Raw genomic sequence first — 16,414 nt, forward strand, 5'->3', positions numbered from 1 at the left:
ACGCCGACCAACCAAGGAATTGAGGCGAGATACTGCCGTGAGCAGCAGTTCGATATCAGACTTCGGACAGAACGAGTGGCTGGTCGAGGAAATGTACCAGCGCTTCCAAAAAGACCCGAACTCGGTTGATCCGAGTTGGCATGAGTTCCTGACGAACTATGCCGACGAGGCAAACGGGGCAAACACAACCACCGGCGGAGCGGCGAAGGCCACACCCGCGTCCTCATCCAAGAGTTCGGTCTCGAGCAAGCCGGCAGTCGATTCGACACCCGCCAGCAAGGCCGCGGCCGGTAAGTCGGACATCAGTCGCGACGGCTCCAACGCCACCACCGCACCCGCGGACAAGGAAGACGCGCCCAAGCCCCCGGCCAAGGCGAAGGCGCCTGCGCCCGTGAAGGACGCCCCCACCTCCAAGAAGACCGCCACCGCGAAGAAGCCGGCCGCGGCCGCCCCTTCCGAGGCGTCCTCGCAGGTGTTGCGCGGCGCGGCGGCCACTGTCGCCAAGAACATGGCAGCCTCGCTCCAGATCCCGACCGCCACCAGTGTGCGCGCGATTCCGGCCAAGCTGATGATCGACAACCGGACGGTCATCAACAACCATCTCGCCCGGACCCGCGGCGGCAAGATCTCGTTCACCCACATCCTGGGTTACGCGATCGTGCAGGCCATCAAGTCGTTCCCCAACCTCAACCGTCACTTCGACGAGGTCGACGGTAAGCCGAACATCGTCGAGCCCGCGAACACCAACCTGGGTCTGGCCATCGATCTTCCCGGCAAGGGAGGGTCGCGCATGCTTGTTGTCGCTGCCATCAAGCGCTGCGAGACCATGAACTTCGCCGAGTTCCACGCCGCCTATGAAGACATCGTGCGCCGGGCCCGCGAGGGCAAGCTCACCGGCGAAGACTTCGCCGGAGTGACCATCTCGCTCACCAACCCCGGCACCATCGGCACCGTACATTCGGTTCCCCGGTTGATGAAGGGCCAGGGCGCGATCATCGGCGCCGGCGCGATGGAGTACCCCGCCGAGTTCCAGGGCGCCAGCGACGAGCGGATCGCCGAGATGGGCGTCGGCAAACTGATGACCCTGACCTCGACCTACGATCACCGCATCATCCAGGGCGCCGAGTCCGGCGACTTCCTGCGTACGATCCACCAGTTGCTGCTGTCCGATGACTTCTTCGACGAGATATTCACGACGCTGCACATCCCGTACGAGCCGATCCGCTGGCGCCGCGACATCTCCGAAGGTGAAGTCGACAAGAACGCCCGGGTGCTGGAACTGATTGCGGCATACCGTAATCGGGGCCACCTCATGGCCGACATCGATCCGTTGATGATCGATTCGGATGCGCGCTCGGCACACCCCGACCTCAACGTCCTGACCTACGGTCTGACCCTCTGGGATCTGGACCGCAGCTTCAAGGTCGGCGGGTTCCACGGCGAGAACAAGATGAAGCTCCGCGACATCTTGTCGGTGCTGCGCGACGCATACTGCCGCCACGTGGGTGTCGAGTACACGCACATCCTCGAGCCCGAGCAGCAGCAGTGGCTGCAGGATCGTGTCGAGATCAAGCACGTCAAACCGCCGGTGGCCGAGCAGAAGTACATTCTGTCCAAGCTCAACGCGGCCGAGGCATTCGAGACGTTCCTGCAGACCAAGTACGTCGGTCAGAAGCGCTTCTCGCTCGAAGGTGCCGAAGCCGTCATCCCGATGATGGACGGTGTCATCGATCAGAGCGCGGAGTACGGCCTCGACGAGGTCGTCGTCGGCATGCCGCACCGCGGTCGCCTGAATGTCCTGGCGAACATCGTCGGCAAGCCGTACTCGAAGATCTTCACCGAGTTCGAGGGCAACCTGAACCCGTCACAGGCACACGGTTCCGGCGACGTGAAGTACCACCTCGGCGCCGAGGGCAAGTACTACCAGATGTTCGGTGACAACGAGATCAACGTCTCGCTGACCGCCAACCCGTCGCACCTCGAAGCCGTCGACCCGGTCCTCGAGGGCCTGGTCCGCGCCAAGCAGGACCTGCACAACAAGGGTGGCGAAGAAGCCTTCACCGTGCTGCCACTGATGCTGCACGGAGACGCGGCCTTCGCCGGCCAGGGTGTGGTCGCCGAGACCCTCAACCTGGCGATGCTCCCCGGTTACCGCACCGGCGGCACGATTCACATCGTCGTCAACAACCAGGTCGGATTCACCACCGCACCGGAGGCGTCACGGTCGACGGAGTACTGCACCGATGTGGCGAAGATGATCGGTGCGCCGATCTTCCACGTCAACGGCGACGACCCCGAGGCGTGCGTCTGGGCTGCCAAGCTGGCCGTCGATTACCGCCAGGCGTTCAACAAGGACGTCATCATCGACCTCGTCTGCTACCGCCGTCGCGGCCACAACGAGGGTGACGATCCCTCGATGACCCAGCCGGCCATGTACGACGTCATCGACACCAAGCGCAGTGTTCGTAAGAGCTACACCGAAGCCCTCATCGGCCGCGGTGACATCTCGCTCAAAGAGGCCGAAGACGCCCTGCGTGACTACCAGGGTCAGCTCGAACGGGTCTTCAACGAGGTCCGTGAACTCGAGAAGTACCAGGCCGCACCGAGCCCGTCCGTCGAATCCGATCAGGCGCTCCCGGTGAAACTGGAGACCAAGGTCAGCAAAGAGACCGTGGAACGGATCGGCGACGCGTTCGCCAACGTGCCCGAGGGCTTCACCGTGCACCAGCGGGTTCAGCCGGTGCTCAAGAAGCGCCAGGACATGTCGCGAAATGGCAACATCGACTGGGCGTTCGGCGAACTCCTCGCCTTCGGCTCACTCGTCGAAGAGGGTCGTACCGTGCGCCTGTCGGGCCAGGACTCCCGTCGCGGCACGTTCACGCAGCGTCACTCGGTGCTCATCGACCGGGAAACCGGCGACGAGTACACGCCGCTGCGGTCGATCGCCGACACCAACCCCGAGAACCCCGGTCAGTTCCTCGTCTACGACTCGGCACTGAGCGAGTACGCGGTGGTCGGATTCGAGTACGGCTACTCCGTGGGCGACCCCGACGCACTGGTGTTGTGGGAAGCCCAGTTCGGTGACTTCGTCAACGGCGCGCAGTCGATCATCGACGAGTTCATCTCGTCCGGTGAGGCCAAGTGGGGCCAGACCTCTGACGTGGTCCTGCTCCTGCCTCACGGCCACGAAGGTCAGGGCCCCGACCACACGTCGGGCCGCATCGAGCGGTTCCTGCAGCTGTGTGCCGAGGGTTCGATGACCGTCGCGCTGCCGTCGACTCCGGCGAGCTACTTCCACCTGTTGCGTCGCCACGTCCTCGATGGCATCAGCCGGCCGCTGGTCGTGTTCACGCCGAAGTCGATGCTGCGCAACAAGGCAGCGGTGTCACCGGTTTCCGAGTTCACCGACGGCAAGTTCCACTCGGTCATCGACGATCCGTCGTTCGACGGCGGCGGCGATCGCAGCAAGGTCGAGCGGGTGCTGCTGGTGTCCGGCAAGCTCTACTACGAACTGGCCGCACGCAAGGCCAAGGACAACCGCGACGACATCGCCATCGTCCGGATCGAGCAGCTCTACCCGATTCCGCACAAGCGACTGAAGGCCGCGCTCGAGCAGTACCCGAACATGAAGGAAGTGTTCTGGGTGCAGGAAGAGCCGAAGAACCAGGGTGCCTGGCCGTACTTCGGGCTCGCGCTCCCAGAGATGCTGCCCGAGTACTTCACCGGCCTGCGCCGGGTATCGCGTCGTGCGATGTCCGCGCCGTCCTCCGGCTCGTCGAAGGTCCATGCCGTCGAGCAGCAGGAGATCGTGGATACCGCGTTCGGCTGATCCCCAACCCCGATAATGTGCCCTTTTGGCGGCGCCCACCTGGGCTTTTCGTCGCCAAAAGGGCACATTTTCGGTATGTGGGGGCTCGACCGGTTTGGGGCTAGGCGTCGGAGGTGCTCAGGCCTGAGGCGGTGGTCGCCAGAAGCGGCAGCGATTGCGTGATCAGTTCGATGAGGGCCTCGCGCGTCACGCCGTTCTCATCGCGCAACCAGCGCACGGTGACCTGTTCGCTGAAGGTGACCCAGCCGTGCACCGCCAACTCGAGGAGCGGTGTGCGCTGCAGGTGCAGCAGGTCTGCCAGATTCAGAACGCGTTCGGCCATCACCGCCCGGGTGTCGTCGGCTACTTTCCGCATCGCCGGGTCCGAGGCACCGACGCCCTGCAGAATCGCGAGATATGCCGAACGGTTTGCCGAGACGTAGTCGATGAACGCGGCGAGGGACGCCCGCGCGATCGCGAGGGGGTCTCCCAGGCTCAGTTCGGGTTCGGTGCATTCGAGCATCCGCTGACTCTGGGCGGTGGTCAGCGCCACCAGAAAGTCCTGCTTGGACTCGAAATAGTGGAACAGCAATGCCCGCGAGACACCGGCGGCTTCGGCCACTTCCTCGACCGACACCTGGTCCAGTGCACGGTCGGAGAGCATCCGCAGTCCGTGCTCGATCAGCTGATCGCGACGGGCCTGCGGGCTCATCCGGGTACGGCGGGCGGTGGTCATGACAACGCATCTTACTGACTTTTCGTCAATAGCGGACACGAAGCGCAGCGGAGCTGGACCCATCCCTATTGACACTTGGTCAGTAGTGGGTATCTTCGTACCCATGAACGTTGTAAAGATCGCCATCATCGGTGCAGGCTTCTCCGGACTCGGCGCCGCGATCAAGCTGCGGCAAGAGGGTATCGACGACTTCGTGATCCTCGATCGCGGACAGAACTTCGGCGGCACCTGGCGCGACAACACCTATCCCGGTGCCGCCTGCGATGTGCCCTCACACCTCTACTCCTATTCGTTTGCGCCCAACCCGACGTGGAGCCGCTCGTTCTCCGAACAGCCCGAGATCCACCGGTACATCAACAACGTCGCGGCCAAGAACGACCTCGAGTCGTACACGCGGTGGAACACCGAGGTCACCGGCACCGTCTGGAACGAGGCGGACGGCCAATGGGTCATCACCACCTCGGCCGGCGAGTACCGCGCGACCTTTGTGATCGCCGGCGTCGGACCACTCTGCGAACCCAAGCTCCCCGACGTCAAGGGCATCGACGACTTCGCCGGCGAGATCTTCCACTCGGCGCGGTGGAACCACGACTACAACTTGGAAGGCAAGCGTGTCGCGGTCATCGGCACCGGCGCCTCGGCCATCCAGATCATCCCGGAGTTGGCGAAGAAGGTCGGCCGACTCGACGTCTACCAGCGCACCGCAGCCTGGGTACTGCCGCGGTTGGATCGGCCGTACACGAACACCGAGAGCTGGGCGTTCAAGAACATCCCGGGGTTCCAGACGGCCGCCCGGGCCGGTATCTACGCCTCCCGCGAGCTGGTCTCCTTCGGCCTGACGCATGCTCCAGGCGTGCTCGCCCCCGCCAAGGTCCTCGGCAAACAGAACATCGCCCGCGGCATCTCCGACCGCAAGCTGCGCGCGGCGGTCACCCCGAAGTGGAAGGTCGGCTGCAAGCGCATCCTGCTGTCGAACACCTATTACCCGGCACTGAACCAGGCGAATGTCGATCTGGTCACCGACCCCATCAAGGAGGTCACCACCACCGGGATCGTCACCGCCGACGGTATCGCCCGGGACGTCGACGCGATTGTCGTCGCCACCGGGTTCCATGTCACCGACTCCCCCGCGTTCGAGCACATCATCGGCAAGGACGGCAGCAGCCTCGCGCAGGTCTGGGAGTCAACCGGGATCAACGCCTACAAGGGCACGACGGTGCACGGCTTCCCCAACCTGTTCCTGATGGTGGGCCCCGCCACCGGACTGGGCCACACCTCGATCATCTACATGATCGAGTCGCAGCTGAATTATCTGGTCGACTACCTCAAGCTGCAACGCAAGTACGACATCGCCCGGGTCGAGGTCCGCTCCGACGTGCAGCACGACTACAACGTGGGCATCCAGAAGAACCTGAAGTCGAGCGTCTGGGAGACCGGCGGCTGCGCCAGCTGGTACAAGGATGTCTTCGGTAACATCACGACCCTCTGGCCCGGCTTCACGTTCAGATACCGCCACATCACGCGTAAGTTCGACCTGGCCGCATACGACACGTCCAGTGCCGCCGCCACCGGTGCGCGCGCCGGCGCCGCGGCCGTAACCTCCCACCCCGCAACAGAAACGGTGACATCGTGAAAGATTTCAAGGGCAAAGTTGCCATCGTGACCGGAGCCGGATCGGGCATGGGCCGCGACCTCGCGCTCCAGCTGGCCGCCAAAGGCGCGCTGGTCGCGATCAGCGACGTCAACCCGGCCGGCCTCGATGAGACCGAGCGCCTCCTGAAAGCCCAAGGTGCACAAGTCCATTCGCAGCTGCTCAATGTCGCCGAACGCGAAGCCGTCCTCGAATACGCCGATACTGTGGCAGCGCATTTCGGCAAGGTCAACCTGGTCATCAACAATGCCGGCATCGCCCATCACGGTGAAGTGGAGATCACCGAGTTCAAGCAGTACGAACGCGTGATGGACGTCGATTTCTGGGGTGTCGTCAACGGTACGAAGGCCTTCCTCCCCTATCTCATCGCATCCGGCGACGGCCACATCGTGAATACGTCATCACTGTTCGGAATTTTGGCGACACCCGGCCAAAGCGCTTACAACGCTGCAAAATTCGCAGTTCGCGGTTTCACCGAGTCGCTGTACCAGGAGATGAAGCTCGCCGGATATCCGGTGGAGGTCACCTGCGTCCACCCCGGCGGCATCAAAACCGCGATCGCCCGCAACTCGACGGTATCCGAGGGGCACGACCAGAGCCGGGCCGCCGATTTCTTCGACAAGAAGCTGGCCCGGACATCCTCACCCCGCGCCGCCGAGATCATCATCGCCGCCATCGAAAAGAATCGCCCGCGCGTGCTGGTCGGCGCTGATGCCAAGGTCATCGACGTGCTCGTCCGCCTCGGCGGATCAATGTACGAGGTCGTGATGGGCAAGTTCGGCGGCCGTCTCGCACCCAGAGCCGAAAATGTCCCGCACAATCCGTCGGCTGTTCTTTGATCGAGTGATGAGTCCGTCTGTGGCGCTGTCCATCCCGATCAGCGAGCGTCTGTTCACACCCCTTTTCCGCGTGGCTTTGAACGCCCGGCTCTCACCCACGATGCAGCGGCGACTGCTCGATGCCAGTGCACGGGTGCTTCCACCGGTTCCCAACCAGGTGATCCGCAAGATCGTTCTGGGAGGCCTGCCGGCCGAACGGATCACCGTCGGCCCGACGCAGCAGGGTCAAGCGATCCTCTACCTTCACGGGGGCGGCTACGTCACCGGTTCACCGAGGTCCCATCGCGGTCTGACGACCAGTTTGGCCGCGGCCGCCGAGGCCGAGGTCTACGTCCTCGACTACCGGCTGGCACCCGAACATCCGTGCCCGGCCGCGGTCGACGACGCGGTCGCGGCCTTCCGGGATCTGGTGACGCGGGGATACGACCCCGAATCGATTGCGATCGCCGGCGACTCGGCCGGTGGCGGATTGACCGTGGCGGCGGCCCGGGTACTGATCGACGAACACGACCTGCGCCCGGCCGCTCTGGGACTCATCTCGCCCTGGGTTGATCCCGCAGCGCGGCAGGACGACAACGGCACCGACATCGTGGTGAGCGCCGCCTGGTCCGGCCTGAGCGCCGACATGTATCTCGGTGATGGGGATCCCGACGATCCGCGGTATGCACCCGGGCGCGGCAACCTCGCCGGGCTACCGCCGACGCTGGTCCAGATCGGCCGGCCGGAGATGTTGTGGCAGCAGGTGAACGACTTCGCCACCGATCTCGAGGCCGCCGGGGTCGATGTCACGCTGAGCGATCTCGGCCGGCTCTGGCATGTCGGTCACGTGGCCGCCCCGTTGATGCCGGCTGCCGCCGCAGCGGTCGACGAACTCGGCGACTACCTGTCCAGACACCTGACCCGAACCGCCGGGTTCACCGCGTAGCAATCAGGCACCGCCCTGGTTCAGCTCCCGTGTTCGGCCAGCCAGCGACCGGCCACCGCCGACACCTCCGCACCGCCGTCGACCTCTGCCGCCATCGTGGTGAGGTCGGCGGTGGTCAGCTCGCCGGCGACCTTGTTCATCGCGCGAAACAGGTTGCGGTCCAATGCCGCGGTCCGGAAGACCGGCACCAGGTCCTGTGCACGCATGGCGTCGGTGGCATCGGTCAGGGCCTGCAGGCCGGAGTCATCGCCGACCACACCGAGCGCCGAGAAGAGTCCGGCTGCCCGCCCGGCGGCGACCTCCGCGATGGCCTCGTCGTCGGTGAGCACCACCGGAGGGGCGAAAACGCAACCGGCACCGGCCAACTCGGTGAGGGTGACGGGGTCGGGTTCGGCGACGGCGACCAGTGGCAGCCCGGCCGGCAGCCGACCACAATCGGCGAGCTCGTCGGCGTCGGCCGCGGTGGCGAGCCCCGCCGAGACGTACACCAGTTGTTTGTTCTGCACGGAGGTCGCGTCGCCCACCGAGACACCCTGCGGCAGAGCGCGATTCAGTTCGCTGTAGACGTCTTCGGAACTTCGTCCGGCGGCGCCGGGGTTGAGTTGCCCGAGCAGCTCCCCCGACCAGGCCGGCATCAGATCGACCGAACGATCGTCCATGCCCTCGAGTAGTTGACCGTAGTCACCGACCGGATGATCGTCGGAGACGTCGGCTCCCGCGTTGCGCAGCGCTCCGGCGTAGATGGCCGTGACGACGCGGCTCGGGGTGTCCGCAGTCGACCCGGTGACCAGCGGCTGCGCCGCCGGACCGGGTTCCGAGCAACCCGCGAGTACCAAGGCGCCGGTCAGTACCAACGCCGACAGCATCCGCCGATACCCGCGGATCATGGAACCGCTCACTCAGCGGCGACCCGGGCAACTGCGGCCGCGACCGCCGGGGCGACCCGGGGATCGAGCGGACTGGGCACGATCATGTCCGCCGCGAGATCGTCGCCGAGAACCTCGACGATCGCGTCCGCGGCAGCGAGCTTCATGGCCTCGGTGATGCGTCGGGCACCGGCGTCGAGCGCACCGCGGAACACTCCGGGGAAGGCCAGCACGTTGTTGATCTGGTTGGGGTAGTCGCTCCGGCCGGTGGCGACCACTGCCGCATACTTCGCGGCGACCTCGGGATGGACCTCGGGATCGGGGTTCGACAGCGCAAAGATGATCGCGTCGGAGTTCATGGCCGCCAAGCCGGCTTCGGGCACGGTTCCCGCACTGACGCCCACGAAGACGTCGGCACCGACCAGCGCATCCGACAACGATCCGGTGCGGCCGTCAGGGTTGGTGCGAGCGGCCAGTTCGGCCTTCACGTCGTTGAGGTCGGTGCGGCCGGAATGCACGATGCCCTTGCTGTCGATCACCGTGACATCGGCGATGCCATCGGCCAGCAGGATGTTGCTACAGGCCACACCGGCGGCACCGGCGCCGGAGATCACGACCTTCAGGCCGCCGCGGGGCTTGCCCAGGAGCTTGGTCGCGGCTTTCAGCGCGGCCAGGACCACAATCGCGGTGCCGTGCTGATCGTCGTGCATCACCGGGCAGTCGAGCGCCTCGATGACCCGCTTCTCGATCTCGAAGCAACGGGGCGCGGAGATGTCCTCGAGGTTCACCGCACCGAAGGAATGCCGCAGCCGGACCAGGGTCTCGACGATCTCGTCGGGATCCTGCGTGCTCAGTACCAGCGGGATCGAATCGAGCCCGGCAAAGTTCTTGAACAGGGCAGACTTGCCCTCCATGACCGGGAGCGAGGCGCTCGGGCCGATGTCACCGAGTCCGAGTACGGCGCTGCCGTCACTGACAACGGCCACCAGCCGACTGGTCCAGGTGTAGCGGCGGGCCAGTTCGGGGTCGGCGGCAATCGCCCGCGACACCTCGGCAACGCCGGGTGTGTAAGCAATGGACAGCGCTTTCTTCGTGTCGAGTGGAGCGGTGATGCTCACCGACAGCTTGCCGCCTTCATGGCCGGCAAAGATCTCCTCACGGGTGATCGCCAATGCTGCATTGTCTTCGTTTACGGGCGCTTCTACGCCCCCAGTCTCGGTCACGGCGACAACGCTACTTCAGATGGCCGAACTCACACCTAAAGACCTCCGGATCGTGAGCAACAGGCAACATTCCAGCGTGGTTCACATCACCGGCCTGCAACGATGACGCCGCGCGCGGAGCCGACGACGATTACCACCCCGATCGCGACCACTGTGATCACCAGGAAGGTCACAACCGGGCCAACCAGGCGGCCCGGCGGTGCACGACGAGGGGACGATGACCGACCGGTGACAGGAACAGCGGCACCCCTCTGGAACCGCCCCTCATCGGGTTCGTCGCCACGCAGTTGTGCGATGCCCGATGCACTCGCGCGGCGTACAGTCTGCGATGGACCGGAACGGTCATCGGCGACCACAGGACAGGAGGCTGCACATGCCACCGCGGCCACACCTTCGAACCGGGTCGGTAGAACCGAAAGTCACCGCGCCGGTTCCAATTCCCCCGTCCCGGGCGGTGGTCGACTGCGCGGTATACGTCGACGGACGCCGATTGCCCGGTATGCGCACATTCTCCGGCGCCCTCCGCGAGGTCCGGACAACGGGCCAGGGCTACGTCTGGGTCGGACTGCACGCCCCCGAAAACCGCCAGATGGAAGGCGTCGCAGAAGCTTTCGGCCTCCACGAACTGGTCGTCGAGGACGCGGTGCTGGCCCATCAGCGACCCAAGCTCGAGCAGTACGACAACATCCTCTTCCTGGTCCTCAAGACCGTGAAATATGTTGAACACGAAACACTTCAGGTGGCAAACGAGGTCGTCGAAACCGGAGAGATCATGGTGATCTCGGGTCCTGACTTCGTCATCACGGTCCGCCACGGCGACCACACCGGTCTGGCCGGGGTTCGCAAACAGCTCGAAGCACGCCCCGAACAACTCGCGCTGGGCCCGAGCGCCGTGATGCACGCGGTCGCCGACCACGTTGTCGACACCTACATCGACGTGACCGCGAGAATCGAACACGATGTGGACGCTGTGGAAGTGAACGTCTTCTCACCGGGCCGGCGGGTGGAAATCGAGCCGGTGTACCTCCTCAAGCGTGAAGTGATGGAGCTACGGCGAGCCGTTGCACCCCTCGACATCGCACTTCGCCGCCTCACCGGGTCCGAGGACAAGCTGGTTCCCAAGGAAGTGCGACGGTACTTCCGCGACGTCTCGGACCATCACAGCAGCGTCAATGAACGGATCACCAGCTACGACGAGGTTCTGACCTCCCTGATCGATGCCGCATTGGCCAAGGTCGGCATCCAGCAGAACACCGACATGCGAAAGATCTCAGCGTGGGTTGCCATCGCGTCTGTGCCGACCATGGTCGCGGGCATCTACGGGATGAACTTCGAGAACATGCCGGAGTTGGGGTGGAAGTACAGCTACTACTTTGTGCTGCTGTTCCTGGTCTGCGTCTGCACTGCACTGTGGCGAACGTTCCGCCGAAACCATTGGCTCTGAAAGCTTCTCACCCGATCCTGGCAGCGAGTTCATTGCCTCAGGTGTCGAGCCCGGCAACCCGGCGAAGCTGGGCGAGAAACGACTGTCCGTCGTCGTCGTCGGGAAAAAGATAGTGGCAGATCGCAATACGTGCGATCGCCCCGGCGATCGTGTGACCGGCCGGGCCTTCGAACTCCGGCTCGATCCATTGCTGCACAACGGGTAACACGCGTTCGATCTCACCGAGCTCGTGCTCGGGTTCGATGAGGATGAGATTCCGGAGCGGATAGGAGTTGTGTGACTCGACCATGTACCGCAACAGGGCCTCGAGTCGTTCGCGACCGCTGAGCCCGTCGACCGCAGCCGCGACCGCCTTGTGCACCCGCTCCTGTTCGTACTGACCCAGCGCGTCGAGGAGCACCTCCTTCGACGGGAAATATCGATACAGCGTGGGCCTGGACACCTTGGCCGTGGTCGCCACCTCGGACATGTTCAACCGGGTCGGACCCATCCGCGCAAGCACCGTCGCCGTCGCGCGGAGTATCCGCGTCCGGCGTGAGTCGTCATCGTCGCCACCTTGTTCCATAGCCACGAACACACTTTACAAGATGTGTAATGTCTGTAACATTCTGGGTCATGCCTCCCACATCCGGACCACACCCAACGATGAAGTTCGGCTACTACACACCGAACTTCGACTTCTGCGGCGATGTCCGCGTTCTCGCCGGTCTGGCCGCTGACGCCGAAGCGGCCGGATGGGACGGTTTCTACCTCTGGGACCACCTGCAATTCACAGAACCGGTGGTCGATCCATGGATCGCGCTGACCGCGATGGCTTTGCAGACCGAACGCATCCGATTGGGTACGCTGGTCACCCCGGTCCCCCGGCGTCATCTGGGCAAACTCGCCCGCGAGATCATCACCCTCGACCACCTGTCCGGCGGACGCCTGACCCTCGGTGTCGGCGCCGGGTATCCGTACCTCCCCGACTACGCCGCATTCGGCGACGGCGCCGACCCCCGGCAACGAGCGACTGCGCTCGACGAAGGGCTGGACGTCCTCGCCACACTCCTGAGCGGGCAACCGGTGAACCATCACGGCGACCACTACGACATCGAATGTGCCCCGTTCACACCCACCGTCCAGCAGCCCCGGGTACCGATCTGGGTCGCGGCGTCCTGGCCGGCCCGCAACCCGCTCAGGCGGGCGGCGCGATGGGACGGCCTGGTCACCGCCGGGACATACGGACTCGATGTCGCCCCCGCCGATGTTCGCAGCGCGGTCGACTACGTGACCACCCTGCGCACCACCGGCGAACCCTTCGACGTCATCAGATTCGGCACCACCGAGAGTCCATCCGATACCGCTGTGGTCGACGCCTGCCGCCAGGCCGGTGCCACGTGGTGGATCGAATCGAGTTTCACCGCGGGCGGCGATCTGGACGCCACCCGTAAGCGAATTCAGCAGGGGCCACCCCTGGGCTGATCACACTGCCCGGCGCATCAACCGGGGTCGCCGGCGGGTCAGCCGATAGTGGCGCCGGCGCGACCGGGATCGCGGACGTCGATGCCCGCTTCGGCCCAGGCACCGCGCAGGGCATCGATGCCCTTCAGTCGCACCCACGCGGCCTCGTTGGCGGTGATCGGGATGGCCCGGAAGAACGTGACATCGTCCATGTCGCCGGACAACGGGCAGTTCTCGATGATGTCGGCCTCCAACACCACGGCCGTGCAGTTCGAGCCCTCCCAGAGTGGCTCGCCGAGGTCGATCAGTCCGTCCGCGGTGAGCACCAGGCCCTCGACCGCAGGCGCTGCCGCCAGCATCGCGACGCTGCGGTGCAGGCCCGGCAACGGTGCCGAGGCATACATCCGGACAACGATCTCGCCGCGGGGACCGACGGTGGGATCGACCAGCATCTGGTCGGGCTCTCCCATCGGATGGCGGCTGCAACCCAGTGAGACGTACGCGACCTCATCGCCCCCGTCGGTAAATCGCAGCACGTCAATCGATTCCAGACCCAGAAACGTCACCGATGCGCGTTGGGGCTGCGGCCCCTCGAATGCCTGCCGGAGGTGCGCCGACACCCGTTCGATCACCGACGATTCAGAATCACTCATTGCACTGTCCAGTAAAACACCACCATCTCGCGTCCCCGACGACCCCACGGGGCTAGGGTCGGTGTGGTGGTACGTGTCCTCGCGGTCTCGGATGAAGTCGTCGACAGCCTCCACCACGGGGTGGCCGACGAACTGGCGCCTGACCTCATCATCGGCGCCGGAGACCTGCCGTTCGACTACATCGAGAAACTGATGATCCGGTTCGAGGCACCCTGTGTGTTCGTACCGGGTAACCACGACCGCGACCTGTCCGGCTTCAAGCGCACCCGCAACGGCTGGATGCAGGCCGGTCTCCCGACGACCGATCCCGGACCGCAGGGTGCGGTGAATGCCGACGGACGGATCGTGACGGTGGCCGGACTCCGGGTCGCCGGACTCGGTGGCTGCATCCGCTACAACAGCGGGCCCAACCAGTACCGCGAAGCCACCCAGCGGCAGCGCGCCAACCGGCTTGCGCTGCAACGCTTCCGCTATCGTCTGGCACCCGGATCCGGCGGTGTCGACATCCTGCTCACCCACAGCCCCGCCCGCGGTATCGGAGACGCCGAAGACGGCCCGCACCGCGGGTTCCGCTGCTACCTGCCGCTGATCTATCGCCTGCGCCCACAACTGTTGGTACACGGACACATTCATCCTCACGGGCAGCCCCCGATGGATCACACGATCCTGCACAAGAAGCGCACGCCCGGGTCACTACGCTCGAGCACATTGTCGATGAACACCGTCGGTTACAGCGTGTTCGACATCGAACCCGGCAGCGGTCCGGTCGAGATCCTTCGGAGGCGACATGGCTCGTGACACCGGCTTTCCCGCCGCCGACGCCGAAAACGACTTCAGCAGACAACGTCGGCGCGCCGAACTCGCCCGGCTGTCGGCCTGGCTGACCCGGCAGCCCGCCGACGTCAACACCGTGCTGCCGTTCGACGAAGTAGTTGCCGCACTGGGCAAAACCGGTGAGAGCTATCTGGGACTGGTGGTTGTCGAGGTGTCGACGATCGTGGGCAGTGTCGACCGCACCCGCGACTTCGACCGCTACTTCCGTCCCACGTCCACACGCATCCGGGAACGGTGGCAACGACTCGCCACCGCCCAGCGCCGTGGTGAATCGGTCCCGCCCGTGCAGCTGTTCCGCATCGGGAACATGCATTTCGTGAACGACGGCCACCATCGGGTGTCGATTGCCATCGCCCGGCGATTCACCAAGATCGACGCCTACGTCACCGAGATCCACACGCGGATCTCCCCCGAGGGCATTCACGCGCGATCCGATCTGATCATGAAAGATCACCGTCGGCTTTTCGCGTCGCGCGTCCCCCTGGAACGCAAACAGCGCGCGGCGATAGTGTTCGACGATCCCTTCGACTACGCCGAACTCGCCGAGAACGTCGAGGCGTGGGGTTTCCGGCTGATCCAGGAAACCGGAACGTTCCTGGGCCGGACCGAAGTCGCCCGCCGTTGGTTCGGCGAGGAGTTCCTGCCCGTGGTCCGGATGGCTCGGCGGGCAGAGATCTTGCCCGAGATCGACAGTGACGCCGAGCTGTACCTGTGGCTGGCGTGTGAGCGTTACCGGTTGGTGCGCAGGCACATCTGGGATGAGGAGATCATCGATGAACTCCTCGTCCGCTCCCGGCGCCGGCGAAAGCTCCCGTGACTACAGGCTGAGGTTGGCCCCGCTGTCCTGGTCGAAGACAAGCAATTTCGACGTGTCATAGAACAACTCGGCCTGCTGCCCCTTGGCGATCGGCGACTCGGGTGAGAGGCGGGCGATCAGCTGACCGCCGCCCATCTCCTGACCCGCATCGGCGGCGAGCTCGGCCAGGGCCGCGGACGATGCCTGACCACCCTCGACGTTGAAGTAGGCGTAATTGTCCGAACCCATCGATTCGAGAACCGTGATCTTCGCGTTGAACGTCGTACCCCGCGAACGAGTGACCGCGTCGACCAGATTCACGTCCTCGAAATGCTCCGGCCGGATACCGATCAGCACTTCACCGTTACTCCGCGCAGCCTTGGCGTTCTCGATCACCTTGCCCATGTCGGTGGGAACCACCTCACCGATGGCGGTCTCGATGCCGGTCTGCGTCAACCGGCCCGGCAGGAAGTTCATCGCGGGTGAGCCGATGAACCCGGCGACGAACAGGTTGGCCGGGGTGTTGTAGAGCTCTGCAGGCGAACCGATCTGCTGCGCCTTACCCGCACGCAGAACCACCACCCGGTCACCGAGGGTCATGGCCTCGGTCTGGTCGTGGGTCACATACACCGTCGTGGTGCCCAGACGCTGTTGCAGCACAGCGATTTCCGTACGCATCTGCACACGCAGCTTGGCATCGAGGTTCGACAGCGGCTCGTCCATCAGGAAGGCCTTGGGCGACCGGACGATCGCGCGACCCATCGCAACACGCTGGCGCTGACCACCGGAGAGGTTGGACGGCTTACGGTCCAGATACTGTTCGAGGTCGAGGATCCGGGCCGCTTCGTCGACCTTCTTTGCGATCTCTTCCTTCGGCATTTTCGCCAGCGTGAGTGGGAAGGCGATGTTGTTCCGGACGGTCATGTGCGGGTACAGCGCATAGGACTGGAACACCATGGCGATGTCACGGTCCTTGGGCGCCTTCTCGTTGACCCTCTCGCCGTCGATTCGGAGCTCGCCGGAGGAGATGTCCTCGAGACCGGCGATCATGTTGAGGGCTGTCGACTTTCCGCATCCGGACGGGCCGACCAGAATGATGAACTCGCCATCGGCGATGGTGAGGTCCACATCGCTGACGGCCACCGAACCGTCCGGGTACTTCTTGCTCACCTGGTCCAACACGATCTCGGCCATTG

Annotated in this window: 14 protein-coding genes; 8 read left to right on the forward strand and 6 right to left on the reverse strand. The window is 64.7% G+C overall.

Annotation, left to right across the window (positions count from 1 at the left end):
• Positions 1–37 precede the first annotated feature (37 nt).
• A complete protein-coding gene (locus tag H290_RS0122260; RefSeq protein ID WP_020109050.1) occupies positions 38–3,829 on the forward strand; it encodes a multifunctional oxoglutarate decarboxylase/oxoglutarate dehydrogenase thiamine pyrophosphate-binding subunit/dihydrolipoyllysine-residue succinyltransferase subunit in 3,792 nt (1,263 codons plus the stop codon).
• 100 nt (positions 3,830–3,929) lie between these two features.
• Here the strand turns inward: H290_RS0122260 and H290_RS0122265 are convergent, their stop codons facing one another.
• Positions 3,930–4,544 (reverse strand): TetR/AcrR family transcriptional regulator, encoded by a 615-nt coding sequence (locus H290_RS0122265; RefSeq protein WP_020109051.1) that lies wholly within the window; start codon positions 4,542–4,544, stop codon positions 3,930–3,932.
• A 103-nt stretch (positions 4,545–4,647) separates the two neighbouring features.
• Between H290_RS0122265 and H290_RS0122270 the strand changes: the two genes are divergently transcribed.
• The 3 genes from H290_RS0122270 to H290_RS0122280 are packed head-to-tail and all read left to right on the forward strand — an operon-like array spanning position 4,648 to position 7,959.
• Entirely contained in the window at positions 4,648–6,177 is a 1,530-nt protein-coding gene (locus H290_RS0122270; protein WP_020109052.1) for an NAD(P)/FAD-dependent oxidoreductase, read from the forward strand.
• Positions 6,174–7,034 (forward strand): SDR family oxidoreductase, encoded by an 861-nt coding sequence (locus tag H290_RS0122275; protein WP_020109053.1) that lies wholly within the window; start codon positions 6,174–6,176, stop codon positions 7,032–7,034. Before H290_RS0122270 ends, H290_RS0122275 begins: the two co-directional genes overlap by 4 nt.
• Positions 7,035–7,041: 7 nt before the next feature.
• Positions 7,042–7,959, forward strand: coding sequence for an alpha/beta hydrolase (locus tag H290_RS0122280; RefSeq protein ID WP_020109054.1), 918 nt, complete (start codon positions 7,042–7,044; stop codon positions 7,957–7,959).
• A gap of 20 nt (positions 7,960–7,979) precedes the next feature.
• Here H290_RS0122280 and H290_RS0122285 read toward each other — a convergent pair whose 3' ends face one another.
• Together H290_RS0122285 and H290_RS0122290 are read right to left on the reverse strand one after the other, a co-directional pair.
• The gene (locus H290_RS0122285; RefSeq protein ID WP_036519921.1) at positions 7,980–8,846 is read right to left on the reverse strand and encodes a glycine betaine ABC transporter substrate-binding protein; all 867 of its coding nucleotides are present in this window, start codon (positions 8,844–8,846) and stop codon (positions 7,980–7,982) included.
• A gap of 8 nt (positions 8,847–8,854) precedes the next feature.
• Positions 8,855–10,048 (reverse strand): NADP-dependent malic enzyme, encoded by a 1,194-nt coding sequence (locus H290_RS0122290; protein WP_020109056.1) that lies wholly within the window; start codon positions 10,046–10,048, stop codon positions 8,855–8,857.
• Between the two features lie 373 nt (positions 10,049–10,421).
• On the opposite strand from H290_RS0122290, the gene H290_RS0122300 reads away from it, so the two are divergent.
• A complete protein-coding gene (locus H290_RS0122300; RefSeq protein WP_036519906.1) occupies positions 10,422–11,492 on the forward strand; it encodes a magnesium and cobalt transport protein CorA in 1,071 nt (356 codons plus the stop codon).
• Between the two features lie 37 nt (positions 11,493–11,529).
• Here H290_RS0122300 and H290_RS0122305 read toward each other — a convergent pair whose 3' ends face one another.
• Positions 11,530–12,057 carry a TetR/AcrR family transcriptional regulator gene (locus tag H290_RS0122305; RefSeq protein WP_020109059.1) on the reverse strand — a complete coding sequence of 176 codons (528 nt, stop codon included), beginning with the start codon at positions 12,055–12,057 and terminating at the stop codon, positions 11,530–11,532.
• Between the two features lie 50 nt (positions 12,058–12,107).
• Between H290_RS0122305 and H290_RS0122310 the strand changes: the two genes are divergently transcribed.
• Complete coding sequence (locus H290_RS0122310) at positions 12,108–12,956, forward strand: LLM class flavin-dependent oxidoreductase (protein WP_196809611.1); 849 nt, start codon at positions 12,108–12,110, stop codon at positions 12,954–12,956.
• 38 nt (positions 12,957–12,994) lie between these two features.
• Here the strand turns inward: H290_RS0122310 and H290_RS0122315 are convergent, their stop codons facing one another.
• Positions 12,995–13,588: a suppressor of fused domain protein gene (locus H290_RS0122315; protein WP_020109061.1), complete on the reverse strand. Its 594-nt coding sequence runs from the start codon at positions 13,586–13,588 to the stop codon at positions 12,995–12,997.
• A gap of 66 nt (positions 13,589–13,654) precedes the next feature.
• Between H290_RS0122315 and H290_RS0122320 the strand changes: the two genes are divergently transcribed.
• Together H290_RS0122320 and H290_RS0122325 are read left to right on the forward strand one after the other, a co-directional pair.
• Complete coding sequence (locus H290_RS0122320; RefSeq protein WP_028463548.1) at positions 13,655–14,386, forward strand: metallophosphoesterase; 732 nt, start codon at positions 13,655–13,657, stop codon at positions 14,384–14,386.
• A complete protein-coding gene (locus H290_RS0122325; protein ID WP_020109063.1) occupies positions 14,376–15,239 on the forward strand; it encodes a hypothetical protein in 864 nt (287 codons plus the stop codon). Before H290_RS0122320 ends, H290_RS0122325 begins: the two co-directional genes overlap by 11 nt.
• Here H290_RS0122325 and H290_RS0122330 read toward each other — a convergent pair whose 3' ends face one another.
• On the reverse strand, positions 15,240–16,412 hold the full coding sequence (locus tag H290_RS0122330; RefSeq protein ID WP_020109064.1) for an ABC transporter ATP-binding protein: 1,173 nt from the start codon (positions 16,410–16,412) through the stop codon (positions 15,240–15,242). It lies immediately after the preceding gene.
• Positions 16,413–16,414: the final 2 nt, after the last annotated feature.

The sequence above is a fragment of the Nocardia sp. 348MFTsu5.1 genome, assembly GCF_000383535.1.
Lineage (GTDB): Bacteria > Actinomycetota > Actinomycetes > Mycobacteriales > Mycobacteriaceae > Williamsia > Williamsia faeni.

Bases quoted from the DNA above. Each gene is read 5' to 3' on its own strand.
- H290_RS0122330 (WP_020109064.1), bottom strand. From the start codon at position 16,412: ATGGCCGAGATCGTGTTGGACCAGGTGAGCAAGAAGTACCCGGACGGT.
- H290_RS0122305 (WP_020109059.1), bottom strand. From the start codon at position 12,057: ATGGAACAAGGTGGCGACGATGACGACTCACGCCGGACGCGGATACTC.
- H290_RS0122270 (WP_020109052.1), top strand. From the start codon at position 4,648: ATGAACGTTGTAAAGATCGCCATCATCGGTGCAGGCTTCTCCGGACTC.
- H290_RS0122265 (WP_020109051.1), bottom strand. From the start codon at position 4,544: ATGACCACCGCCCGCCGTACCCGGATGAGCCCGCAGGCCCGTCGCGAT.
- H290_RS0122300 (WP_036519906.1), top strand. From the start codon at position 10,422: ATGCCACCGCGGCCACACCTTCGAACCGGGTCGGTAGAACCGAAAGTC.
- H290_RS0122315 (WP_020109061.1), bottom strand. From the start codon at position 13,588: ATGAGTGATTCTGAATCGTCGGTGATCGAACGGGTGTCGGCGCACCTC.
- H290_RS0122310 (WP_196809611.1), top strand. From the start codon at position 12,108: ATGCCTCCCACATCCGGACCACACCCAACGATGAAGTTCGGCTACTAC.
- H290_RS0122325 (WP_020109063.1), top strand. From the start codon at position 14,376: ATGGCTCGTGACACCGGCTTTCCCGCCGCCGACGCCGAAAACGACTTC.
- H290_RS0122280 (WP_020109054.1), top strand. From the start codon at position 7,042: ATGAGTCCGTCTGTGGCGCTGTCCATCCCGATCAGCGAGCGTCTGTTC.
- H290_RS0122285 (WP_036519921.1), bottom strand. From the start codon at position 8,846: ATGATCCGCGGGTATCGGCGGATGCTGTCGGCGTTGGTACTGACCGGC.